Raw genomic sequence first — 23,452 nt, forward strand, 5'->3', positions numbered from 1 at the left:
GGAACCCGATGAGCGAGTGGGGAGACGGCACCCGCTGCGTACGCGCTGGCCTGCCCGAGCCGGCACCGGGAGACCCGTTCCTACCCGGGCCGGTCTTCGCCGCGCCGTACCACCTCGACCCGTTCGAGGGTCAGGGCACGTCGCCGAACGGCTACGGCCGCCCCGACAACCCGACCCGGCGGCTGCTGGAGGCGGCGGTGGGCGAGCTGGAGGGTGGTGACTGCCGGGTCTTCGCGACCGGTCAGGCGGCCATCACCGGCCTGCTGCTCACCCTGCTGCGGCCGGGGGACACCGTGGTGCTCCCCACCGACGGATACTTCCCGGTCCGGGCGTTCGCCACCGGTGTGCTGGAGGCGATCGGCGTCCGGGTGCTGTTCGTGCCGACCGTCGGGCCGTACCCGTCGTTCGAGGGCGTCCGGCTGGTGTTGGTGGAGACGCCCGCCAACCCGGGTCTCGACGTGGTCGACGTGGCGGCCCTGGCCGAGCGGGCGCACGCCGCCGGCGCGCTGCTCGCGGTGGACAACACCACGGCCACCCCGCTCGGTCAGCGTCCGCTGGATCTCGGCGCCGACCTGGTGGTCGCCTCCGGCACGAAGGCGCTCACCGGCCACTCCGACCTGCTGCTGGGCTACCTGGCCAGCCGGTCCGCCGAGCTGATCGACGCGGTGACGACCTGGCGTACCACCACCGGGGCGGTTCCGGGCGCGTTCGACGCCTGGCTGGCCCACCGGTCACTGGCCACTCTCGACCTGCGGCTGGCGCGGCAGAGCGCGAACGCCGCCGCGGTCGTCGACCTGCTCGCCGGCCGGTCGGACGTGACCGGCCTGCGGTGGCCGGGGCGGCCGGACGACCCGGCGTACCCGGTGGCCTCGGCGCAGATGCGCCGGATACCGGGGGTGCTCTCGTTCGACCTGGGCGACGCCGATCGGGTGGGCCGATTCGTCGAGGCCGCCCGGCTGGTGGCGGCGGCGACCTCCTTCGGTGGCCTGCACACCACGGCGGACCGGCGGGCGCAGTGGGGCGACGACACCGCTCCCGGCTTCGTCCGGCTCTCCTGCGGCGTGGAGGACACCGCAGACCTGGTGGCCGACGTCGCCGCCGCGTTGGATGCGGCGGGATCGGTTTGACGTCTCCCATGGCGCTTCCTTCCGCCACCGACCGGGCCGCCCTGGTGGGCCGGTTGCGGGCCGCCGGTTGCGTCTACGCCGAGGACGAGGCCGAGCTGCTGCTGGCCGCCGCGCGCAGCCCGGCGGCGTTGGCCGACCTGACCGACCGTCGGGTGGCCGGCGAACCGTTGGAGTACCTGCTCGGCTGGGCGGAGTTCTGCGGCCTGCGGATAGCCGTCGACGACGGCGTCTTCGTGCCCCGGGCCCGGACCGCCCTGCTGGTCGAGGTGGCGGCCGAACTGACCGGCGCGGCGCCGGCCGTGGTCGACCTGTGCTGCGGCTCCGGGGCCACCACCGTCGCGCTGGCGCACCGGCTCGCGCCGCGCTGGCTGGCCGCCGCCGACATCGACCCGGCGGCCGTGGCGTGTGCGCGCCGCAACGTCGTCGGTTTGAACGTCGAGGTGTACGAGGGCGACCTCTTCGCGCCGCTGCCCGAGAAGTGGCGGGGTCGGCTGGACCTGGTGGTCGCCAACGCCCCGTACGTGCCGACCGACGCGGTCGCGCTGATGCCGCCGGAGGCGCGACTGCACGAGGCCCCGGTGGCGCTCGACGGCGGCCCGGACGGGCTCTCCGTGTTGCGCCGGGTCGGTGCCGACGCCGCCGGGTGGCTGACCCCCGGCGGTCACCTGGTGGTCGAAGCCGGCACCACCCAGGTAGAAGCCCTCTGCGAGGCATTCCAAGCAGCCGGCCTGGCACCAACCGTGCGCCACAACGAAGACCTAGAGGCCACAGCGGTCTTCGCCCGCCGCCTCTAACCCACCCCACCCCACCCCGACCCCCGCGATCTTGCAGTTTCGGTTGTCGGGATGAGGGGGATGCCCCTTGTGTCGGGACAGCAAGTGCAAGATCGCGGGGAGGGTGGGGCCGCCCGGGCATGGCGGGGGAGGGGGGTTGGCACTAGCCTCGGCTCACACTCATGACGGCGGGAGGCGGTTTCGGTGGGCAGCGCAGGGGTGCCGGTGGTCGTCGGGCTGGACAACGGCGGCACCAGCAACAACGCCACAGTGCTGACGGTGGACGGCCGCTTCCTGGTGGACGGGCTGTTGGAGATCCCCAGCGAGGTGCGATCCGGGCCGGAGGCGGCGATCGAGGCGTTGGCCCAGGCGCTGGACGGTGCCCTGGCGCAGACCGGCGTGCCGCGCGACCTGGTCCAGGCGGTCGGGCTGGACACTCCCGGCCCGGCCAGCGCCGATGGCGTCATCTCGTCGCGGGGCTCCACCAACTTCTCCCAGCCGGCCTGGCGCGGCTTCGACGTGCGAGGTGCGCTGGAGCGACGGCTCGGCCTTCCGGTGATCTATCACAACGACGGCAACGCGGCCGCGCTCTACGCGCACCACGTCCACTTCGGCGCCGACGCTATGAACCGCTCGTCGGTGTCCGCGATCGTCGGCACCGGCCTGGGCGGCGGTGTGGTCGAGAGCGGTCGGGTGATCGCCGGTGCGGCCGGGATGGCGGGGGAGTTGGGCCACGTGCACATCCCGCTGGGCGGGCTGCTCGGCCCGGGTCAGCCGGAGCCCACCTGCGCCTGCGGCTTCACCGGGGATGTCGAGAGCGTCGCCTCGCTGACCGGCATCGAACGCAACCTGCTGCCGTACTGGCTGACCCGGTACCCCGACCACCCGCTCGCCGCCGAGCCGGTGGCCCGGGCGGCCAAGCTGGTCCGGGGGTACGGCGAGCGCGAGGACGCCCTCGCGCGGGACCTCTTCACCCAGCAGGCGATGGCGTTGGGGCGGCTGTTCACCGTGGCCGCGAACTTCACCGACCCGCACGCGTACTTCGTCGGCGGCGGGGTGGTGGAGGCGGCACCGGAGTTCCGCGACTGGTTCCTGGCGACGGTTCGCGAGCACACAGTGCTCCGCGAGGAGCAGGCGGCGTTGGCCACCTTCGCCCTGGTACCGGACCGGGACATGGCCGGTGCCCGAGGCGTCGCGATCGCCGCGCTGGAGGCGCTACGCGCCGTTCCGGAGCCCCGCCCGCTGGTTGCCTGAGCCGGCGCGGGCCTCGGCCCGCACCGGCATGGCACTTCTGGTCAGCGCTGCGGTGGTGCCTGGGCGAAGGCGGCCCAGGCCGCCGTTGGGAACAGCAGGGCCGGGCCGGCCGGGTCCTTGGAGTCGCGGACTGCCACGAGCCGCGGGATCGCGGCCACCTCCACGCAGGCGCCTTCGTCGCCGCTGCGGCTGCTCTTGCGCCACGGCGCCGCGGCCAAGGCCGCTGTGATCATCGGTGTCATCGGTCCTACCGTCCCTTCAGGACTGATAGGAGCATCTCGCGGCTGTCCGCCGGGCTGAGCGCCACGCTTCGGAGATGCTCCATGATCTTGGTGCAGGTACGCGTCTCGCCGGCGCGGTCGAGGATCATCTGACCCGCGACGGTCTCCACCGACGCGATGATCGGGTCCTCCGGGTCGGCGAACTCGAGGATGTGCAGGGAACCCCGGGTGCCGCGGTGGTAGCCGGCGGAGAGCGGGATCACCTGGACGCTGATGTTCGGCAACTCGGCCATCTTGACCAGGTGCCGTAGTTGCCCGTTCATCACCGACTGGTCACCGACCGGCCGTAGCAGCGCGCCCTCGTCGATGATCGCGTCGAGGATGGGCGGCTGGTCGGCGGTGAGCCGCTGTTGTCGGTCGAGCCGGATCTTGACCCGCTGCTCCACCAGGTCGTCGCCGAGGGTGTGCGGCCCGCCGCGCATCACGCCACGGATGTAGTCAGCGGTCTGCAACAGGCCGGGCACCACCGAGGGCTCGAAGTTGGCGATGGCGGTCGCTTCGGCCTCCAGCGCGATGAAGTCGATGGTGCGCGGATCCAGCAGGTAGGAGTACGACACCCACCAGCCGGGCTTGCGGGCGTCCTTGGCGAGCTGCACCGCCGCAGCCACCTCCTCGGCACCCACCCCGTACGACGTGAGCAGGGCGCGCACGGTGGCCGGGCTGATCAGGGTCTGGGCGTTCTCGTACCGGGAGAGCGTGCTGCGGGTGCTGTTGATCTCATCCGCCGCGGTCTCCAGCGTCAGCCCGGCGGCTTCCCGGTGGTGGCGCAGGGCGATGCCGAGCCGGCGGGCACGGGCGGTCTTCGGAGCCATGCATCGATGGTCGCACACATTTGCGGGAACGTCTGCATGAGAGAACGTCGATGAGAGTTGCATTCACGGCTGTACACGTGTCAATCTGTTATGGCGTCCTCACCGCCGGTTGTCGTGGCGACGGTGGTGGTGAGCGACCGGAGGGGATGGGGCGCGCGGCGATCGGGTTTCTCCCCCGTACCCGATCGTCGCGTGCCGCCCCTCCACCCCGGCCTGCCGGAAGGAGACGACGTGCGAACCCGCCCGGAGCCCCCCGCCTTACCCTCGGGCGGCGTGCGATGACCCGCTTCCTCGTGGTGCTCACTGACGTGCGTCCCGTCGAGGGCGTCAACCGCAACGAGCGGGTCGCGCCGGAACGACGCCGGCAGGTCGTCGGCGCCAGCAGCCGGGAGGCCGCCGACCGCATCGCCGGAGCGTTCATGGCGCTGGGCATGGTGCGGGCCGGCCGGCAGCGGGTGAAGGTCATCGCGGTCGGCCGCCGGCACTCCCGGGACTGAGCAGGCCCAGGTCAGCGGTCTGCGACACCGCTACCGCCCGATCACGCACCGTATATCCTCTCTCGGCCGATTGCCGTGTCGTGCCGTGGCTCGCCGGGTATCGCCTCGCCCTGTCGCCACGCACAGTAAGGTCAACCGGGTGAGCGCCACCGGCGAGCACGACCAGCCGCAGTCGCGTACGAAGAGGTGACCGGAGTGACCACCCCAGGCAAGACCCGCGTGGCGATCGTCTTCGGCGGCCGCAGCCCGGAGCACGGCATCTCCTGCGTCAGCGCCGGCAGCGTGTTCGGCGCACTCGACCCGGACGAGTTCGAGGTGGTGCCGGTGGGCATCACCCGGGCCGGCCAGTGGGTGCTGACCAACGGAGACCCCGCCCAGCTCGCGATCAACGCCCGTCAGCTGCCGGAGATCACCGCCGACTCCGGCGACGACATCGTGCTGCGCGCCGACCCCACCGGCAATGGCCTGATGGTGCTCGACCCGACCGAGGGCCCCCGGGCGCTGGCCGACGTGGACGTGGTCTTCCCGGTGCTGCACGGCACCTACGGCGAGGACGGCACCATCCAGGGAATGCTGGAGATGGCCGGCATCCCCTACGTCGGGGCGAACGTGTTCGCCTCCGCGGCTGCCATGGACAAGGAGTTCACCAAGAAGCTCTGTGCCGTCGAGGGCATCCCGGTCGGCACGTACGCCGTGCTGCGTAACGGGATGACGCTCAGCGAGCAGGACAAGGAGCGGCTCGGCCTGCCGGTCTTCGTCAAGCCGTCCCGGGCTGGGTCGTCGTTCGGCGTCAGCAAGGTCACCGACTGGGCCGAGCTGGACGCGGCCGTCGCCGCCGCCCGGCAGTTCGACCCGAAGGTCATCATCGAGGCCGCGATCGTCGGCCGCGAGATCGAGTGTGGTGTGCTGGAGGGCGAGGCCGGGGGCGCGCCCGAGGCGTCCGTGCTGGCCGAGGTGCGGGTCGTCGCCGACCACGACTTCTACGACTTCGAGGCGAAGTACCTCGACGACTCCTGCGAGTACGACATTCCGGCCAACCTGCCGGAGAAGGTGACCCGCCAGGTGCAGGAGTACGCGGTCCGCGCGTTCACCGCGCTGGACTGTGCCGGTCTGGCCCGGGCCGACTTCTTCGTCACCCCCGAGCTGGACGTCTACCTCAACGAGATCAACACGATGCCCGGGTTCACCCCGACGTCGATGTTCCCGCGGATGTGGGCGGCCTCCGGCCTGGAGTACCCGAAGCTGGTCAACCGGCTGATCCGTACCGCCCAGCGGCGCGGCGTCGGCCTGCACTGAGCCGTCCGGCCCCGCCCGCGCAGGTCAGCAGGCGCGGGCGGAGCCGGTTCGACGTCAGCGCTGGCAGCCGGACGGGATGGCGCCGCCGGAGGGCACGCTCGCCACGATCGTGCTGGAGATCGTCGGCAACCACTGCAACGGCTGCTCGTACGAGCGCGGGACGCGCACGGTGATCAGCGTCTCCCGGTCGACCGTGGAGAGGACCGCCGCGTCGGCCTGCTCGGCCAGGTGCCAGCAGACCCGGTTTACCGTCCAGACCTCGTCGGTGCTGGGGAGGTTCGGCTCGGTGCCGCCGCAGGCCACGGTGAGCGCGGGGTCGCCGTACGCGGCGTTCTGCTCCGGACCGGCGGTGACCGGCCGCTGGGCCAGGTCGCGGATGCTCGCCGGAAGCTGGGAGAGCAGGGCCCGGCAGACAGTGGCCGGGCGGGCGGCCAGCGCCGGGGCTGCCATCTCCACCGGGGTGGTGGACTGCACCCGGGCGGTGGTCGCGGAGGGCGTCGGCGCGGCGGCCGGCGCGTCCGGGCTGAGCTTGCTGAAAGCCAGCACGGCCACCAGCAGCGTGATCGGCAGCGCGATCAACGTGGCCAGCAGGGCCGCGCCACGCATGGTCCGATCGCGGCCGGCCGGCGCGGCGGCGGCGGGATCGGTCGACTCGCGGTTACCGTCAGCCGGCTCGGGCGTCCGGTCGGCCGCGTCGCGCGCCCCGTCGTCGTCCAGAGCCGAGGAGGAGGTCGTCATCTCGTCCACTTACAGCCGCACCACCGAACACGTGAGGGTGCGGGTGATGCCGGGCACCATCTGCACCTTGCTGACGATGAGTTTGCCGAGTTCGTCGACGGTGTTCGCCTCGGTGAGGACGACCACGTCGTACGGCCCGGTGACGGCGTCGACGCGTACCACGCCGGGGATGTCCGCGATGAGACCCGCCACGTCACGTGCGCGGCCGACCTCGGTCTGGATGAGGATGTACGCCTGTACCACGACTCGACCTCCGTCCGTCGCCGCCCGGGAGCGGCCCGAAGGGTGAAACTACCTTACGGACCAGGTCTGATCCCTATCGGTCGTCAAGGAGCAGCGGTGAGCGAGCACGGCGGAGCCGGGCAGCACGGGCGGAACGCCCGCGGTGGCCTCGGCGTGTCCGGGATCGGGGAGTTCGGGCTGATCGGGAGGATCACCGCCCGGCTGTCGTACGGGCCGACGACGCTGCTCGGCCCGGGCGACGACGCGGCGGTGGTGGCCGCGCCGGACGGCCGGGTGGCAGCCTCGACCGACGTGCTGGTCGACGGGCGGCACTTCCGGCGGGACTGGTCCTCGGCCCGCGACGTCGGGCACCGGGCGGCAGCCGCCAACCTGGCGGACATCGCGGCGATGGGTGCCACGCCGACCGCCCTGCTGGTCGCGCTCTGCATGCCGGCGGACCTGGACACCGCCTGGGCGGAGGAGTTGGCCGACGGGCTCTCCGCGGAGGCGGCGACGGTCGGCGCGAGCGTCGTCGGCGGGGACATGTCGGCCAGCCCCACCCTGACCGTCGCGGTCACCGCGCTGGGCGACCTGGCGGGCCGCCCGCCCGTGCTGCGCTCGGGTGCCCAGCCCGGGGACGTGCTCGCCCTGGCCGGGCGCACCGGATACGCGGCAGCCGGGCTGACCGTGCTGACCCGGGGCTTCCGTACGCCCCGGCTGTTGGTCGAGGCGTACCGGCGGCCGCAGGTGCCCTACCAGGCCGGCCCGCAGGCCGCCCAGCTCGGCGCCACCTCCATGATCGACGTGTCGGACGGGCTCCTCGCCGACCTCGGGCACGTCTCGGCGGCCAGCGGGGTGGCGATCGACGTACGCCGCGACGGGTTCGAGGTGCCCCGGCAGATGGCCGACGCGGCGCAGGCGCTCGGCGTCGACCCGTACACCTGGATCCTGGCCGGTGGCGACGATCACGCGCTGGCCGCGACCTTCCCTGCGGCGGTGGCGCTGCCGCCGGAATGGCGGCCGATCGGCCTGGTCACCGACGGTGCCGGCGTGACGGTGGACGGCGTCGCCTACGACGGCCCGGCCGGCTGGGACCACTTCCGGTGAGGCCCGCGCGCCGCCGTACCCTGGACACCGTGAGTGAGATCGAGATCCGGGCGGTGCGGTTCGACGCACCGGTGGCACAGCACCTGATCCACGCCGCACTGGCCGACCTTGGTGCCCGATACGGCGGCACCGGCGACGACACCCCGGTGGACGCGGCCGAGTTCGAGCCGCCCAATGGCGCGTTCCTGGTCGCCTACCTGGCCGGCGAGCCGGTCGGCTGCGGTGGCTGGCGCAGCCACGGCGCGGACACCGCGGAGCTGAAGCGGATGTACACGGCTCCGGCGGCGCGGGGGCGGGGCGTGGCCCGCGCGGTGCTGGCGGCCGTCGAGCGCTCCGCGCGCGAACAGGGCCGCAAGCGAGTGGTCCTGGAATGTGGCGACAAGCAGCCCGAGGCGATCGCCATGTACGGCTCCGCCGGGTACGAGCGGATCCCGAACTTCGGCTTCTACAAGGACGCGGAGGGCTGCGTCTCCTTCGGCCGCACCCTCTGACCTGCGCGCCGAGCCCCGGCGGGCCCGGCGCGGCCGGTGTGCGGCGTCTGCCCCGGGGACACGACAGAGCCGGCGGACCCCGAGGGTCCGCCGGCTGAGCCGTACGAGAAGGTGGGTGCTACCGCGTCAGGCGCGGGTGACCTTGCCGGCCTTGATGCACGAGGTGCAGACCTGCAACTTCTTGGTGTTGCCGCCACCGGCCGGGGTACGCACCGACTGGATGTTCGGGTTCCAGCGGCGGTTGGTCCGCCGGTGCGAGTGGGACACGTTGTGGCCGAAGCCCGGTCCCTTGCCACAGACGTCGCACACGCTAGCCACGGGATACTCCTGGGATTGATACGTTCATGAGGTCGCCGGCAGGTGCTGCCCGGGCAACCTGGTCAGGTTACCCGATGACTCGCCGACCCGGCCAACCGGCCCGGTCCGGCGCTCGCCCGTGCCCCGGCTCACGCCTGGTCGTGGGCCCGTCCGCCCTGCGGTGGGCCGGCCCGGCGGCAAGGGTACCGGAGGCGCTCGTCCCCGCTGTGGCCAGCGCCGGCCCAGGCCGGCGAGGACACGCCGGACGAGTCCGACGGGTGTCGGTGCGCGCCAGTAGGCTTCTGCCCGTGCTGGACACCCTCGACGCCGCCGCGGTCCGCCGCTGGTGCGCGAGCGGGCTGGCCGCACTGAAGCGCCACCAGGGCGAGATCGACCAGCTCAACGTCTATCCGGTGCCCGACGGCGACACCGGCACCAACCTGGTGCTCACCCTCACCTCGGCACAGCAGGCCCTCGCCATGGATCTGGACACTCTCCCCGACAGCGGGCCGACCGCGCACGGGCACGCGCTGCGGCTGATGGCCCAGGGCGCGCTGCTCGGCGCGCGGGGCAACTCCGGGGTGATCCTCTCGCAGATCCTGCGCGGTTTCGCCGACCAGGTCGCCGGGGTGCCGGCGGTGCGTGGCCGGGAGTTGGCCGCCGCGCTGCGCTCCGGCACCACCGCCGCGTACACCGCGGTTTCCCGGCCGGTCGAGGGCACTCTGCTCACCGTGGTCGCGGCAGCCGCCGCCGCGGCCGAGGGCACGGACAGCGACGACCTGCCGGCGGTGGCCAGCGCCGCGGCCCGGGCGGCGGCCGAGGCGCTTGCCCGCACCCCGGAACAGCTGCCGGCGCTGGCCCGCGCGGGCGTGGTCGACGCCGGTGGCCGAGGGCTCTGCGTGCTGCTCGACGCCCTGGTCGAGGTGCTGACCGGGGAGCGCACCGCCCGGCCCGCGCCGGCGCCGCGCTCCGCCCGGCCGGCGGCCACCGTCGCCCGCGAGACCGGTTCCGACGAGTACGCGTACGAGGTGCAGTTCCTGCTCGACGCCCGAGCCGAGGCGGTCACCGGGTTGCGGCGGGCGCTCGACGCCCTGGGAGACTCGCTGGTCGTCGTCGGCGACGGGCGTGAGCCGGAAGGCACCTGGAACGTGCACGTGCACGTCAACGACGTGGGCGCGGCGGTCGAGGCCGGCGTCGCCGCCGGCCGCCCGTACCGGATCTCGGTGACCCGTTTCGCCGACCAGTCGGAGTCGCCCTCCGGCCCGGTGGTGGCCGGCCGGGCCGCGGTGGTGGTGGCCACCGGCGGCGGCATCGCCGACCTGTTCGCCGCGGAGGGCGCCACCGTCGTGCCGGGCAACCCGTCCACTGGCGAGTTGCTGGACGCCGTCCGCAGCACCGGCGCGGCCCGGGTGGTGGTGCTGCCCAACGACGCCAACACCGAGGCGGTGGCGAGCGCGGCCGCCCGCGAGGCACATCGGTACGGCATAAAGGTGAGCGTGGTGCCGACCCGCTCGCCGGTGCAGGCCCTCGCAGCCCTCGCGGTCCGCGACGGTGACCGCCGTTTCGAGGACGACGTCATCGCGATGGCCGAGGCGGCTGGCGCCTGCCGTTACGCCGAGGTCTGCCATGCCAGCCGGGAGGCGCTGACCGTGGCCGGCCCGTGCCGTCCCGGTGACGTGCTGGCGCTGGTGGAGGGGGAGGTGCACCTGATCGGCACCGACCTCACCGACACCTGCGCGGCCGTGGTCGACCGGATGCTCGGTGGTGGCGGCGAGATGGTCACCCTGCTGGCCGGGGTGGACGCTCCGGCCGGGCTCACCGATGCCGTCCGCGCGCACGTCGCGCGACGCTGGCCGTTCGTCGAGGTGCACGCGTACCCGGGCGGCCAGCCGTTTTATCCGCTCCTGGTAGGGATCGAATGAGCGAACCAGCCACGGTGGACACTCCGCTGAAGAAGCTGGTCGGGGACAAGACAGCCAAGGCGCTGGCCTCGCACCTCGACCTGCACACCGCGGGGGACCTGGTCTACCACTTTCCACGTCGCTACGACGAGCGTGGTGAACACACCGACATCCGCTCACTGGACGTCGGTGAGCAGGTCACCGTGCTGGCACAGGTGCAGCGCACCGCGGTGCGCCCGATGCGTCAGCGGCGAGGCAACCTGCTGGAGGTGACCGTCGGCGACGGCTCCGGCGGGGTCCTGACGTTGACCTTCTTCGGCAACCAGGCGTGGCGCGAGCGCGAGCTGCGTCCGGGCCGGTGGGGCCTGTTCGCCGGCAAGGTCACCGAGTTCCGGGGCAAACGGCAGCTCAACGGCCCGGAGTACGTCCTGCTCGGCGAGGGTGGCGACGGCGAGGCGGCGGTCAGCGACGACATCGAGGAGTTCGCCGGGGCGCTGATCCCGGTCTACCCGGCCGCCGCGGCCGTGCCGACCTGGGTGATCGCGCGCTGCGTGCGCGTCGTACTGGACACGTTCACCCCGCCGGACGATCCACTGCCGAGCGCCGTGCGGGCCAGCCGCAAGCTGGTCGGGCTGGGCGCCGCGCTGACCGAGATCCACCGGCCGTCCCGCAAGGAGGCGCTGCACCAGGCGCGGCGGCGCCTCAAGTGGGACGAGGCCTTCGCCGTCCAGGTGACCCTGGTGCAGCGCAAGCACCGGGCGGCCGACTGGCCGGCCCGGCCCCGCCCGGCGCGCCCGGGCGGGCTGCTGGAAGCGTTCGACGCCCGACTCCCGTACGAGCTGACGGCCGGTCAGCTTGAGGTGGGTGTGGAGATCGCGGCGGACCTGGCCGCCCCGCACCCCATGCACCGCCTGTTGCAGGGCGAGGTGGGCTCGGGCAAGACGGTGGTGGCGCTGCGGGCGATGCTCCAGGTGGTCGACGCGGGTGGGCAGGCCGCGCTGCTGGCACCCACCGAGGTGCTGGCCTCCCAGCACCACCGCGGCATGCTCGACCTGCTCGGGCCGCTCGGGCGGGCTGGTGAGCTGGGCTCCGCCGAGCACGCCACACGGGTCGAGCTGGTCACCGGCTCGCTGGGCGCGGCGGCCCGCCGCCGGGCGCTCGGCGAGGTGGCCAGCGGTGCCGCCGGCATCGTGCTCGGCACCCACGCCCTGCTCTACGAGGGGGTCGACTTCGCCGACCTCGGCCTGGTGGTGGTCGACGAGCAGCACCGCTTCGGCGTGGAGCAGCGCGACGCCCTGCGGGCCAAGGCCGATCAGCCGCCGCACGTGCTGGTGATGACGGCCACCCCGATCCCGCGCACGGTGGCGATGACCGTCTACGGCGACCTGGAGGTCTCCACGCTCTCCCAACTGCCCCGGGGGCGGTCGCCGATCGCCTCGCACGTGGTGCCGGCCGCCGAGAAGCCGGCCTACCTGGACCGGGCCTGGCGTCGGCTGCGCGAGGAGGTGACCGCCGGCCACCAGGCGTACGTGGTGTGCCCGCGAATTGGTGACGGCCCGACCAGCGACGAGGAACCGCCACCCGAGGACGACAACGGCCGTCGGCCGCCGCTGGCGGTGACCGAGGTGGCTCCGCTGCTGGCCGAGGGCCCGCTGCACGGCCTGCGGATCGGGGTGCTGCACGGCCGCCTGCCGGCCGACGAGAAGGACGCGGTGATGCGTTCCTTCGCGGCCGGTGACCTGGACGTGCTGGTGGCGACGACAGTGATCGAGGTCGGCGTGGACGTGCCGAACGCCACCGTGATGATCGTGCTGGACGCCGACCGGTTCGGCGTCTCCCAGCTGCACCAGCTGCGGGGTCGGGTCGGCCGGGGTGCCGCCGCCGGGCTCTGCCTGCTGGTCAGCGAGGCGGCCGAGGGTTCGTCGGCGCGGGAACGGCTGGACGCGGTGGCGTCCACTGGCGACGGTTTCAAGCTCGCCGAACTGGATCTGGAGCAGCGCCGCGAGGGCGACGTGCTGGGTGCCACCCAGTCCGGGCACCGCTCGCACCTGCGGTTGCTGTCCCTGCGGCGCGACGCCGACCTGATCCGCGATGCCCGCGCCGAGGCGATCACCCTGATCGAGGACGACCCGGAGTTGGCCCGCAGCCCGGCGCTGGCCGCCTCGGTGGCCGCACTCGTGGACGAGGACCGCGCGGAGTACCTGGAGAAGGGCTGACTCCGCAGGCCACTACATGGCTGAGGGCGCGCCGACCGGTTGGTCGACGCGCCCTCAGGTGTCAGAGCGGGTTGTCTCAGGCGGTGAAGCGAACCCGACGACGACGGGCCACCACGAACAGGGCAGCACCGGCCGCGAGCAGCACGACGGCGCCGGCGATGATGCCGCCGGTGGCGGCACCGGTCAGCGGCAGAGCCGGCTCGTCCTTACCGCCACCCTGACCCGGGGCGCAGTCGGCCGGCTGCTCCCAGGCGATCGGCGCGGTGTCGTCGAGGCCCTCGGCGGCCGGCGTGACGACCAGACCCTCGGTCGCGTCGAAGGAGACGGAACCGGTCTCGCCCGGCTTCACGACCAGCGTCTTCACCTCGCCCTTGTTCGGGGTGAGGGTGAGCGTGACGGTCTCACCGTCGGCGGGGTTCTCGATCGTGAAGGTGAGCTTGTCGCAGGTCGACTCGACCGAGCCCACCGGCTCCGCCGGAGCCGGGGTGGCAGCCGGGGGCGGGGTCTGGGTCGGAGACTGGCTCGGCGACGGAGAGGCGACAGTGGGGGTCGGGGTGGGGGTCGCCGACGGAGTGGCGGTCGGCGTCGGGCTGCTCGGCGTGGGCGTGGACTCCGCCGCGCAGGTGCCCTTCGACTCGGCGGCGACGGTCCGCTCCTCGGTCACGATCCGGTCGGAGCGCACCCACCGCGCCTCGACGGTCAGCTCGATCGTCGGCCGCTTGGTGTCGAAGCGGTGAGCCTGGGTGCCGGTGAGGACTCCGTTGCCCTTCGCCGGCAGGGTGGCGTCCTTCGTCAGGCCGCCGGTGAAGTCGGCCGCGACGGTCGACTCGAGCTTGGTGATCTTCGCTTCGATGTCCTCGCTGTTGCCGACCGTCCAGGTCACCTTGACCTGGCCGTCGGAGGTCAGGCAGTAGGTGCCGGAGGGCTCGGGGTGGTGGGCACTCGCGGGGCTCGCGAGGACGCCGACGCCGGCGATGCCGATCAACGCGCCCGCGGCGATGGCCGCGACGCGCCGGAACGGAGACTTGGGAGGGTTCACGCCTGCTCCTGGTGAGGGGGTACGGATCGCGTGGCGGGAGGCCGGGAGACATCGTGACCGGGGAGTCACCTGCTCACCAAGGCGTCGCGCGACGCGGTGGTGTTCCCGCGGCTAAAGCGGGGACAGGGGGTGACTGTACTGATGGGCGGTTAATGAGGGGAGTTCAGATCATTGCCATCCGGCAATGTAGTCGATTCGTGATCTTTGATATACCGAAGGTGTCGGTCCGATCACTGGGGACGGTCCGTCCGCCTGGGCTCCACGATGGATTCCGAGCCGTCGGGGCTGCTCAGGTGCTCCGCGTCGTCGCCGCCGGCCAGCTCCCCGGATCCGCGCCGTGCTGACCGGGTCCGCGCCGCATCGCGTAGCGTCGCGGGCATGAGCAGGAGGAAACGGTGACCCGGATCGTGGCCGGGACCCTCGGTGGCCGGCGCATCGCCGCGCCGCCCGGCGCCGGCACCCGACCCACCTCGGACCGGGTCCGGGAGGCGCTGTTCAGTGCCGTCCAGGCCGAGGTCGATCTCGATGGTGCCCGCTTCGCCGACCTGTACGCCGGCTCCGGCGCGGTCGGCCTGGAGGCACTCTCCCGGGGTGCCCGGCACGTGTTGCTGGTCGAGTCCGACCCGCGGGCGGCCCGGGTGATCCGGGAGAACGTGGCGGCCCTCCGTGCCGGTCCGGCGGCCCGTCTGGTCACCGGCAAGGTGGCGACGGTGCTGGCCGCCGGGCCGGACGGCGAGCCGTACGACGTGGTCTTCGCCGACCCGCCGTACGCGGTGCCGGACGAGGAGATCACCGCGCTGTTGGCCGCGCTGGTCGACGGCGGCTGGCTGGCGCCCGACGCGTTGGTGGTGGTGGAGCGGTCCCGTCGCACCAGGGAGTTCGACTGGGTGGACGGGATCACCCCCGAGCGCAGTCGCCGTTACGGCGAGACCACCCTTTGGTACGGTCGCCGATCATGAGACGTGCGGTGTGCCCCGGTTCGTTCGACCCGGTCACCAACGGACACCTCGACATCATCGGGCGGGCCAGTCGGCTCTTCGATGAGGTGATCGTCGGAGTGCTGGTGAATCAGTCGAAGAGTGGCCTGTTCACCGTCGAGGAGCGCATCGAGATGCTCCGCGAGGTGACCTCGTCGTACGGCAACGTGCGGGTCGAGTCGTTCCGAGGGCTGCTGGTGGACTTCTGCCGGGCTCAGCAGGCCAGTGTGCTGATCAAGGGCCTGCGGGCGGTCAGCGACTTCGACTACGAGTTGCAGATGGCCCAGATGAACATCGGTCTGGCCGGCGTCGAGACGCTCTTCATGCCGACCAACCCGCTCTACTCGTTCCTCTCGTCGAGCCTGGTCAAGGACGTGGCCAAGTGGGGTGGCGACATCTCCGCCCACGTCCCCGACCCGGTCCGCGAAGCCCTCCAGGCCCGCCTGGGCCCCCGCCGCTAAACGGCCCCTGGCTCCCCTCCACCCCTCCACCCTCGCGATCTTGCACTTATGGTGCCCGGATTGCCTCTTTCGGCGCAGTTTGGCGCGACCGGAAGTGCAAGATCGGCGCGGTGGGAGCCGGGGGTGACTATGTCGCGACTCGCCGGGTTGGGGTGAGTGGGGCGGCGGTGGGGCGGGCACGACATGATTGGTGGCGCGGGGAACGGCCGTAGCCCGCATCATGGAGGTCGGCCGACGAACGACAGGAGTGAGGTAGCCGGTGGACCCGCTCGATCGCATCGACGAACTGATCGCCATCCTGGAGCAGGCGCGCTCCGTCCCGATGTCGCGCAACAACTGCATGGTCGACCGGGGTGAGATGATCGCTGCCCTCGATGAGATGCGTGCCGATCTCCCCGCCGACCTGCGTCGCGCCGCCGCGCTCCTGGAGGAGCGCGACAAGATCATGGAAGCCGGCAAGCGCGAGGCGGACCGGATCATCAGCGAGGGTGAGGCAGAACACGCCCGCCTGGTCTCGGTGAACGAGATCACCGTGTCGGCCGAGCACGAGGGCGCCCGGATCATCGGCGAGGCCCGCGCCGAGGCGCAGCGCCTGCGTGAGGAGGTCGACGACTACGTCGACACCGCGCTGGCCAACTTCGAGCAGTTCCTCACCCGGGCGCTGGCCTCGATAGAGCGCGGCCGGGACAAGATGCACGCGCTGCGGGAGATCGGCACCTTCGGTGGGGATGAGGCGGAACGCCCGCTACCCTTCTGAGCGGCACCTCACCAGCCGACTTCTCAGGCGGGCGTCGCCCCCGGTTCGACGGTCCGGCGGTCGCCCAGGTAACCTCTTTTGTCGGCCTCTCACCGGCCGGAGTCTAACTATGCCCAAGCACTCGCCATCGACACTCAACCCCAGGTCGCCGCTGGTCCTCGATACGAGGGACCTGCCGCGTCGCCCTGGCGCGTTGCGTGAGGTCCAGCGGGTCGTGCCGGCACCGGCGGACCTCGGTGTGGAGTTGATCGGCGTGCCGGAGGGCGCGGACCTCGACCTCGATCTGAGGTTGCAGTCGGTGTCCGAGGGCGTGCTCGTCTCCGGGACCATCACCGGTCCCGTCCGGGGCGAGTGCGGCCGTTGCCTGCGCGAGATCAACGACTCGATGGGCGTGACGATCCAGGAGCTGTACGCGTACGAGGACAGCACCACGGACGCCACGACCGACGAGGACGAGGTGGGCCGGATGCAGGGCGATCTGATCGACCTGGAGCCGGCGCTGCGGGACGCGTTGGTGCTCACGCTGCCGACCAACCCGCTCTGCCGGGAGGACTGCCCAGGACTGTGCCCCGAATGCGGGGCGCACTGGGACGATCTGCCGGCCGACCACAGTCACCAGCAGATCGACCCGCGTTGGGCGGGCCTGTCGCAACTGACCGTTACAGAGGAGTAAGAACCGTGGCCGTCCCGAAGCGCAAGATGTCGCGCAGCAACACCCGGTCCCGCCGGGCGAACTGGAAGGCGACCGTGGTCGCGACCGTTGCGTGCCCGCAGTGCAAGTCCCCGAAGCTGCCGCACGCCGCCTGCTCCGTCTGCGGCACCTACAACGGCCGCCAGGTTCTCGAGGTCTGACCTGGACGCCGAGTGACGCCCCCGACCCCAGGTCGGGCGGCGCGCGCATCCTGGCATTCGCCCGGTGCTCCGGCTCCCTCCGACGCCGGCCGGCCCAATCCGGCCGGCGTTCCGGTGGAGCCGGGCGCCGCGCGGATCGCCGTTGACCTCCTCGGCGGGGACGACGCTCCCGCCGTCGTGGTTGACGGCGCTCTGCGGGCCATGCGCGCCGACCCTGACCTGCATCTGCTTCTCGTCGGTCCGACCGAGGTCGCCGACGAGTTGATTGCTGCCCTCGATCCGGCGCAACGCGCCCGGATCACGGTGCGGCCCGTCCGCGATGTCGTCGGCATGGCCGACCATCCCAGCGCCGCCCGCTCCGAGAGCACCGTCCGGGCCGCGGTCACCGCCGTCCGGGACGGGACCGCCGACGCCCTGGTCTCCGCCGGCGCCACCGGCGCCACGGTCACCGCGGCCGTGCTCGGCCTCGGCCGCTCGCCGGAGATCCGCCAACCCGCGCTGGCCGCCACCCTGCCCGCCGTGGCGGGGCCTGTCGTGTTGCTCGACGTCGGCGGCTCCCTGGAACCCCGCCCGGCGACCCTCGCCCGCCATGCCGTGCTCGGCGCCGCGTACGCGGCGGTGGCCCACTCGATCGCCGCGCCACGGGTCGGGCTGCTCTCGGTCGGCACCGAGGCCGGCAAGGGCGACCGGGTCCGCCGCGCCACCGACCCTCTGCTCGCCGTCGAACCGCTGCCCGACGGGGCGCGCTACATCGGCCTGGTCGAGGGGTACGACGTGGCCCTCGGCGCGCGCGCCGATGTGGTCGTCACCGACGGCTTCACCGGTAACGTGCTGCTCAAGGCCATTGAGGGCGCGTACGCGATGGCCGGCGGCCCACCTGCCCAGGGCGGCGCGCCCCGCGCGGCGGCCCTGCTGGGCGTCGCGGGGACGGTGGTCGTCTGTCACGGGTCCGCCCGCGCCGACGACGTCGCCTCCGGCATAGCTCTCGCCGCCCACCTGTGGCGGCGGCGCGCCACCGATCTGGTCTCCGCGTTGCTCGACCGCGACGCCGCGACGGATCGCACCGACCGCTCCACCGACACCGAGGTACGCACATGAGCAACGACAAGCGGCGGCGGGCGTCCGTCGGTCACCTGGAAGCCGCCTTCGGAGTGAGCCTGGAACCCGAGCTGCTCCAGCGCGCGTTGACCCACCGGTCGTACGCGTACGAGAACGGCGGGCTGCCCACCAACGAGCGGCTGGAGTTCCTCGGCGACTCGGTTCTCGGCGTGGTGATCACCACGGCGCTCTTCCACAACCACCCGGATCTGCCCGAGGGGCAGTTGGCCAAGTTGCGGGCCAGCGTGGTCAACATGCGTGCGCTCGCCGACGTGGCCCGCGGTCTGGGCCCGGACGGGCTCGGCGCGTACCTGCTGCTCGGCAAGGGTGAGGAGACGACCGGGGGCCGGGACAAGGCGAGCATCCTGGCCGACACGCTGGAGGCGCTGCTCGGCGCGATCTACCTCCAGTACGGCCTGGACACCACGGGGATCGTCATCCACCGGCTCTTCGACCCGCTGATGGCCGAGTCGGCCGGTCGCGGGGCGGCACTGGACTGGAAGACCAGCCTCCAGGAGCTGACGGCGGCGCTCGGGCTCGGCGTCCCGGAGTACCGGATCGAGGGCACCGGCCCGGATCACCTCAAGACGTTCACCGCCTGGGTGGTGGTGGCCGGCAACCGGTACGGCGGCGCCGAGGGGCGCAGCAAGAAGGAGGCCGAGCAGCGGGCCGCCGAGGCCGCCTGGCGGACGCTCGCCGAGCAGAACGGTCAGAACGGCGACGACGGCCAGGACGGTCGGGCCGGCGACGACCGCCAGGACCAGCCGATCGGTCGGGACGACTCGGCCGACCGGGACGAGCCGTTCGGGCCGCTGGAGCGCGCCGAGCGGGCGGCTCAGGCCGAGCAGGCCGACCACCTGGCGCAGGCGCTGCCGGCCGGGGGCGCCGACGGTCACGAGACGGGTCGGCGGCGTGCCTGAGCTGCCCGAGGTGGAGACCGTCCGACAGGGGGTGGCCCAGTGGGTCGTCGGCCGTCGGATCACCTCCGTCGAGGTTCGTCATCCGCGTGCGGTCCGCCGGCACGCTCCGGGCGACGTGCACTTCGCCGACGTGCTCGCCGGCCGGACGGTGCTGGACGCCCGCCGTCGCGGCAAGTACCTGTGGCTGCCACTGGACAGCGGTGACGCGATCGTCGGGCACCTCGGTATGTCGGGTCAGCTGCTGCTCCAGCCACCCGGGACGACGGACGAAACCCACCTGCGGGTCCGGTTCCGGTTCAGCGACGACGGCCCGGAGCTGCGCTTCGTCGACCAGCGCACGTTCGGCGGACTCTCGGTGAGTGAGGGCGGCGCCGAGTTGCCCGACGAGATCGCGCACATCGCCCGCGACCCGATGGACCCGGAGTTCTCCGACGAGGCGTTCGTCGCGGCGCTGCGCCGCCGGCACACCGAGGTGAAGCGGGCACTGCTCGACCAGACCCTGATCTCCGGGGTGGGCAACATCTACGCCGACGAGGCGCTCTGGCGCGCCAAGCTGCACGGCGGCCGACCCACCGACGCGCTGACCGGCCCGGCCGCGCAGCGCCTGCTCGGCCACGTCCGCGACGTGCTGGCCGAGGCGATCAGCGAGGGCGGCACCAGCTTCGACGCCCTCTACGTGAACGTCAACGGCGAGAGTGGCTACTTCGACCGGGCGCTCAACGCCTACGGCCGCGAGGGCGAGCCGTGCCGTCGGTGCGGCGCGCCGATCCGCCGCGAGGCGTTCATGAACCGATCCTCGTACAGCTGCCCGCACTGTCAGCCACGGCCCCGGGGTTCCCTTCGGGGATGACCCGGAGAAGGCTCGGGGCGCTGCCGGCGGGTCGCGGCGGGTCGCTCCGGGATGGGCCCCGGTGTACGTCCGGATCGCGGGCCGACGCCCGAGGAACGCACCCCCGCTCCCGGTCCGGTGGTTCCAGGGTGGGCCCGGGTCGATCCCCGATGTGACCGCCTCGTCACGCACCTAGCGTCAGCACCGTTGACAGGGGGTTGACGTGACAGGGGGACCCGAGATGGGGAGAAAACCGGTGACGGTGCGGCTGGCGCGGTGGAGCGCCGAGCACCCGTGGCGGGCGATCGCACTGTGGGCCGTGTTCGTGGCGGTGTGCTTCGTGGGCGGCAGCGCCGCCGGACTCAACGAGGCCACCAGCGGCGACCAGGCGATCGGCGAGGCGGGGCGGGCCAGCCTGATCGTGGACGCCGGTGACTTCGACGACCCGGCCGTGGACAACGTCCTCATCACCTCCCGAGGTGGCGCGTTGGACCCGGCGGCGGCGAAGGCGGCGGCCGACGACGCGGCGGCCCGGCTGCGTACGGTCGTCGGGGTGGCCGGGGTGGGCCAGCCGGTCACCGCGCGGGACGGCTCGGCGCTGCTGCTGCCGATCACCATGTCGGGTGACCCGGAGACAGCTTCGGAGCGGGTGCAGCCGTTGCGGGACGCCACCGCCACCGTGCAGGCCGCGCATCCCGGGCTGCGCGTCGAGCAGGTCGGCGGGCCGTCGATCGGTCAGGCCCTCGACGACACCCTGGGCAAGGACTTCAAGCGTGCCGAGCTGCTCAGTCTGCCGGTCACCCTGGCGATCCTGATCATCGCGTTCGGCGCGCTGATCGCGGCGAGCGTGCCGGTGCTGCTGGCACTCTCCTCGGTCGCCGCCGCGATGGGTCTGTCCACTCTCGCCTCGCACCTGGTGCCGGCCACCGACACCACGGCACCGGTGATCCTGCTGATCGGCATGGCGGTCGGCGTCGACTACTCGCTGTTCTACATCCGTCGCGAGCGGGAGGAACGCGCCAAGGGTCGGTCCGGTCTGGACGCGGTGGAGATCGCCGCGGAGACCTCCGGGCACGCCGTGGTGGTCTCCGGCTTCGCGGTGATCATCTCGATGGCCGGGCTGCTGCTCGCCGGCGACGTGGTCTTCTCGTCCCTCGCCATCGGCTCGATCCTCGTGGTGGCCGTCGCGGTGACTGGCTCACTGACCGTCCTGCCCGCCCTGCTGGCCCGGCTCGGCCGTTGGGTGGACCGGCCCCGGGTGCCGCTGCTCTGGCGACTGACCGCGCCGCGTACCGGCCGGCACGGCGAGCCCCGCGCGCCCCGGCTGTGGCCGGCGGTGCTCCGGCCCGCGCTGCGCGCGCCGGTGGCGACGCTTGTCATCTCGGTCGGGCTGCTGCTCGCGCTGGCCGCGCCGGCGCTCGGCATGAAGCTGAAGTTCCCCGGCATGGAGGACCTGCCCCGCACGACTCCGGCGATGCAGGCGTACGACCGGCTCACCGCCGCCTTCCCGAGCGCCGGCACCAATCACGTGGTGGCCGTCCGGGCGCCCGCCGACCAGGCCGATCGGGTGCGCGCCGCCCTCACCGGCCTGTCCACCCGGGCGGCCGGCGATCCGCTGTTCGCCCCGGCCGAGGCGGACGGCCCGAAGATCGAGGTGTCGGCCGACCGGCGGGTCTCGGTGCTGGACGTCCCCACCCCGTACGCCAGTCGGGACGACCGGTCGGTGCAGTCGTTGGAGAAGCTGCGCGGGGACCTGGTCCCGGCCGAGCTGCGCGGCATTCCCGGCATCGAGTACGCGGTGGGCGGGGGCGTGGCCGACAGCGAGGACTACGCCCAGCACGTCCGGGACAAGTTGCCGCTGGTCATGGGATTCGTGCTGGTGCTGACCTTCCTGGTCATGACGTTCACCTTCCGGTCGGTGGTGATCGCGGCAAGCTCGATCGCGCTGAACCTGCTCTCTGCCGGTGCCGCGTACGGCCTGCTGGTGCTGATCTTCCAGGGCGAGTGGGCGCAGGGACTGCTCGGCTTCACGTCGATGGGCGCGATCGTGTCCTGGCTGCCGCTGTTCCTGTTCGTGGTGCTCTTCGGCCTCTCGATGGATTACCACGTCTTCGTGGTCAGTCGGATCCGCGAGGGCGTCCGGTCCGGCCTGCCCAACCGTGACGCCGTGTCGTACGGAATCACCTCGTCGGCCGGAGTGGTGACCAGCGCGGCCATCGTGATGGTCGGGGTCTTCTCGATCTTCGCCACGCTGAGCACGATCGACATGAAGCAGCTCGGCATCGGTCTGGCGGCGGCGATCCTGCTGGACGCCACGATCATCCGGGGAGTGGTGCTGCCGGCGTTGATGACCATGCTCGGCGACGCCAACTGGTGGGCCCCGCGCTTCCTGCGCCCCCGCCCGGCACCCGCGCCCACCGACCCGCCCGCCCCCGCCCCGGAACTGGTCCCGGTGCCCTGACCGCCCGAACCCTCGCCCCGCCCCGCCCCCGCCCCGCCCTTGCTCCGCCGATCTTGCAGATTCTGTCGCGACAAAGCGGGCAAACCCCGGCAATTCAGCGACCGAAAGTGCAAGATCGCGGGGCGGGGTCCAGCGGGGTTAGGGGAGGGGGCAGGGTTCCCGGGACGCGTCCAACGTGCGGTCCTTGCGGATCGACGCGAAGCCGTAGCCGACGGTGGTGACACAGAAGTCGTCCGTCGAGCCGGTGTACTCGACGTGGAAGACCGGCTTGCCGGCGTCGCTGAACGGCAGCAGCTTGGCGCACTGGGCGAGCCGGACGCACTCCTCGTTGACCGCGAAGTCGAAGTCCGGGGCCAGAGCGGCGAGCTGCGGCACGTCGTTGACCAGTCCGGGGGAGAGGCTCAGCGAGCGGGCCAGCTCGGCCAGTCGGCGGTTGAACAGCAGTTGGTCGTCGAAGTCGAGCGCAAAGCCGGTGCGTGCCGCGTACCCGTCGGCGTCGAAGAGCGCCACCGCGCCGAAGCCCTTGCCCCGGCAGAGCCGGAACCGGTCGGCCAGCACCGGCCGGAGCGCGTCCCAACTCCGGACGTCCAGCCACCGGCTGTCGGGTCGACGTCCGGCCGCGCCCCGAACGATCTCCGGAAACCGGCTGGCGTCCGGGTCGTCGGAGCGGACGGATCCCACGTTCACCTGGCAGATCAACCGGCGGTCCCGGGAGCGCAGCTCGGCGGTCTGTGCGGCGGTGGTGGCCACCGGGTCGAGTAGGAAGACATGGGCGTCCACCGCCGGGTCGAGCGGGCCGCTGAGCTGCCACTGCCACTGCCAGTGCCGGGCCTGTTCCGCCGGCCACGCGGTGGGCGCGCCGGGCGGGGTCAGCGCGGGCCGGCACCCGTACGCCGGCACCACCAGCACGACAGCGACGCTGGCGGACAGGACGCGGCGCAGTGGGCGTACGGCGACGCGTCGCCGCGGCCGGATCCGCATCGGCAGCTCCCGGGTCCCGGACGACCGGTCGCCGCCCGCACCGGTACGCGGCCCCCACGCTCCGG

Annotated in this window: 25 protein-coding genes; 18 read left to right on the forward strand and 7 right to left on the reverse strand. The window is 72.8% G+C overall.

All coding sequences use genetic code 11. The features are described 5' to 3' along the window. The first annotated feature begins 8 nt into the window (after positions 1-8). From ACQRWP_RS01355 to ACQRWP_RS01365, 3 genes are all read left to right on the forward strand, one after another. Entirely contained in the window at positions 9-1,127 is a 1,119-nt protein-coding gene (locus tag ACQRWP_RS01355; protein WP_430500453.1) for a cystathionine gamma-lyase, read from the forward strand. 8 nt (positions 1,128-1,135) lie between these two features. Continuing rightward, a complete protein-coding gene (locus tag ACQRWP_RS01360; protein ID WP_430500454.1) occupies positions 1,136-1,921 on the forward strand; it encodes a putative protein N(5)-glutamine methyltransferase in 786 nt (261 codons plus the stop codon). Between the two features lie 183 nt (positions 1,922-2,104). Beyond that, positions 2,105-3,154: an ROK family protein gene (locus ACQRWP_RS01365; protein WP_430500455.1), complete on the forward strand. Its 1,050-nt coding sequence runs from the start codon at positions 2,105-2,107 to the stop codon at positions 3,152-3,154. A gap of 41 nt (positions 3,155-3,195) precedes the next feature. Here the strand turns inward: ACQRWP_RS01365 and ACQRWP_RS01370 are convergent, their stop codons facing one another. Both ACQRWP_RS01370 and ACQRWP_RS01375 read right to left on the reverse strand, forming a co-directional pair. Then, positions 3,196-3,396: a DUF397 domain-containing protein gene (locus ACQRWP_RS01370; protein ID WP_124817266.1), complete on the reverse strand. Its 201-nt coding sequence runs from the start codon at positions 3,394-3,396 to the stop codon at positions 3,196-3,198. Positions 3,397-3,401: 5 nt separating this feature from the next. Then, positions 3,402-4,247, reverse strand: coding sequence for a helix-turn-helix domain-containing protein (locus ACQRWP_RS01375; RefSeq protein ID WP_430500456.1), 846 nt, complete (start codon positions 4,245-4,247; stop codon positions 3,402-3,404). Positions 4,248-4,525: 278 nt separating this feature from the next. Here ACQRWP_RS01375 and ACQRWP_RS01380 point away from each other — a divergent pair, with 278 nt between their 5' ends. Next, positions 4,526-4,744: a hypothetical protein gene (locus ACQRWP_RS01380; protein WP_030335309.1), complete on the forward strand. Its 219-nt coding sequence runs from the start codon at positions 4,526-4,528 to the stop codon at positions 4,742-4,744. Between the two features lie 195 nt (positions 4,745-4,939). Beyond that, positions 4,940-6,040 (forward strand): D-alanine--D-alanine ligase family protein, encoded by a 1,101-nt coding sequence (locus ACQRWP_RS01385; RefSeq protein WP_112603452.1) that lies wholly within the window; start codon positions 4,940-4,942, stop codon positions 6,038-6,040. Between the two features lie 54 nt (positions 6,041-6,094). Here ACQRWP_RS01385 and ACQRWP_RS01390 read toward each other — a convergent pair whose 3' ends face one another. Beyond that, entirely contained in the window at positions 6,095-6,778 is a 684-nt protein-coding gene (locus ACQRWP_RS01390) for a DUF3515 family protein (protein WP_430500457.1), read from the reverse strand. A 9-nt stretch (positions 6,779-6,787) separates the two neighbouring features. Then, entirely contained in the window at positions 6,788-7,021 is a 234-nt protein-coding gene (locus tag ACQRWP_RS01395) for an Lrp/AsnC ligand binding domain-containing protein (protein WP_030487446.1), read from the reverse strand. Between the two features lie 96 nt (positions 7,022-7,117). Here ACQRWP_RS01395 and ACQRWP_RS01400 point away from each other — a divergent pair, with 96 nt between their 5' ends. Continuing rightward, entirely contained in the window at positions 7,118-8,107 is a 990-nt protein-coding gene (locus ACQRWP_RS01400) for a thiamine-phosphate kinase (protein WP_430500458.1), read from the forward strand. Between the two features lie 29 nt (positions 8,108-8,136). Further along, on the forward strand, positions 8,137-8,598 hold the full coding sequence (locus tag ACQRWP_RS01405; RefSeq protein WP_430500459.1) for a GNAT family N-acetyltransferase: 462 nt from the start codon (positions 8,137-8,139) through the stop codon (positions 8,596-8,598). Positions 8,599-8,724: 126 nt separating this feature from the next. On the opposite strand, the gene rpmB is transcribed toward ACQRWP_RS01405, so the two are convergent. Then, the gene (gene rpmB, locus ACQRWP_RS01410; RefSeq protein WP_007456456.1) at positions 8,725-8,916 is read right to left on the reverse strand and encodes a 50S ribosomal protein L28; all 192 of its coding nucleotides are present in this window, start codon (positions 8,914-8,916) and stop codon (positions 8,725-8,727) included. Positions 8,917-9,203: 287 nt separating this feature from the next. On the opposite strand from rpmB, the gene ACQRWP_RS01415 reads away from it, so the two are divergent. Next, entirely contained in the window at positions 9,204-10,817 is a 1,614-nt protein-coding gene (locus tag ACQRWP_RS01415; protein ID WP_430500460.1) for a DAK2 domain-containing protein, read from the forward strand. Further along, a complete protein-coding gene (gene recG, locus ACQRWP_RS01420; protein ID WP_430500461.1) occupies positions 10,814-13,012 on the forward strand; it encodes an ATP-dependent DNA helicase RecG in 2,199 nt (732 codons plus the stop codon). The genes ACQRWP_RS01415 and recG overlap by 4 nt, the downstream gene beginning before the upstream one ends. Before the next feature lie 76 nt (positions 13,013-13,088). Here recG and ACQRWP_RS01425 read toward each other — a convergent pair whose 3' ends face one another. Continuing rightward, the gene (locus tag ACQRWP_RS01425; RefSeq protein WP_430500462.1) at positions 13,089-14,051 is read right to left on the reverse strand and encodes an LPXTG cell wall anchor domain-containing protein; all 963 of its coding nucleotides are present in this window, start codon (positions 14,049-14,051) and stop codon (positions 13,089-13,091) included. Positions 14,052-14,446: 395 nt separating this feature from the next. Between ACQRWP_RS01425 and rsmD the strand changes: the two genes are divergently transcribed. The 9 genes from rsmD to ACQRWP_RS01470 all read left to right on the forward strand — a co-directional run bounded on the left by rsmD (position 14,447) and on the right by ACQRWP_RS01470 (position 22,406). Continuing rightward, entirely contained in the window at positions 14,447-15,010 is a 564-nt protein-coding gene (rsmD, locus tag ACQRWP_RS01430; protein WP_425696833.1) for a 16S rRNA (guanine(966)-N(2))-methyltransferase RsmD, read from the forward strand. Further along, positions 15,007-15,489, forward strand: coding sequence for a pantetheine-phosphate adenylyltransferase (gene coaD / locus ACQRWP_RS01435; protein WP_030335289.1), 483 nt, complete (start codon positions 15,007-15,009; stop codon positions 15,487-15,489). The genes rsmD and coaD overlap by 4 nt, the downstream gene beginning before the upstream one ends. 259 nt (positions 15,490-15,748) lie before the next feature. Further along, positions 15,749-16,246: a hypothetical protein gene (locus ACQRWP_RS01440; protein ID WP_430500463.1), complete on the forward strand. Its 498-nt coding sequence runs from the start codon at positions 15,749-15,751 to the stop codon at positions 16,244-16,246. Between the two features lie 109 nt (positions 16,247-16,355). After that, positions 16,356-16,919 (forward strand): YceD family protein, encoded by a 564-nt coding sequence (locus tag ACQRWP_RS01445; RefSeq protein WP_110562455.1) that lies wholly within the window; start codon positions 16,356-16,358, stop codon positions 16,917-16,919. A gap of 5 nt (positions 16,920-16,924) precedes the next feature. After that, positions 16,925-17,098 (forward strand): 50S ribosomal protein L32, encoded by a 174-nt coding sequence (rpmF, locus tag ACQRWP_RS01450; protein WP_030335284.1) that lies wholly within the window; start codon positions 16,925-16,927, stop codon positions 17,096-17,098. Between the two features lie 114 nt (positions 17,099-17,212). Beyond that, on the forward strand, positions 17,213-18,196 hold the full coding sequence (locus ACQRWP_RS01455) for a phosphate acyltransferase (RefSeq protein ID WP_430500464.1): 984 nt from the start codon (positions 17,213-17,215) through the stop codon (positions 18,194-18,196). Continuing rightward, positions 18,193-19,116, forward strand: a complete 924-nt coding sequence (gene rnc / locus ACQRWP_RS01460) for a ribonuclease III (protein ID WP_430500465.1) — start codon at positions 18,193-18,195, stop codon at positions 19,114-19,116. The genes ACQRWP_RS01455 and rnc overlap by 4 nt, the downstream gene beginning before the upstream one ends. Beyond that, a complete protein-coding gene (mutM, locus tag ACQRWP_RS01465; RefSeq protein ID WP_430500466.1) occupies positions 19,109-19,966 on the forward strand; it encodes a bifunctional DNA-formamidopyrimidine glycosylase/DNA-(apurinic or apyrimidinic site) lyase in 858 nt (285 codons plus the stop codon). The genes rnc and mutM overlap by 8 nt, the downstream gene beginning before the upstream one ends. Positions 19,967-20,186: 220 nt before the next feature. Beyond that, the gene (locus ACQRWP_RS01470; protein WP_430500467.1) at positions 20,187-22,406 is read left to right on the forward strand and encodes an MMPL family transporter; all 2,220 of its coding nucleotides are present in this window, start codon (positions 20,187-20,189) and stop codon (positions 22,404-22,406) included. 138 nt (positions 22,407-22,544) lie between these two features. Here ACQRWP_RS01470 and ACQRWP_RS01475 read toward each other — a convergent pair whose 3' ends face one another. Beyond that, complete coding sequence (locus ACQRWP_RS01475; RefSeq protein ID WP_430500468.1) at positions 22,545-23,387, reverse strand: endo alpha-1,4 polygalactosaminidase; 843 nt, start codon at positions 23,385-23,387, stop codon at positions 22,545-22,547. Positions 23,388-23,452: the final 65 nt, after the last annotated feature.

The organism is Micromonospora trifolii (genome assembly GCF_050516465.1).
GTDB classification, from domain to species: domain Bacteria; phylum Actinomycetota; class Actinomycetes; order Mycobacteriales; family Micromonosporaceae; genus Micromonospora; species Micromonospora trifolii.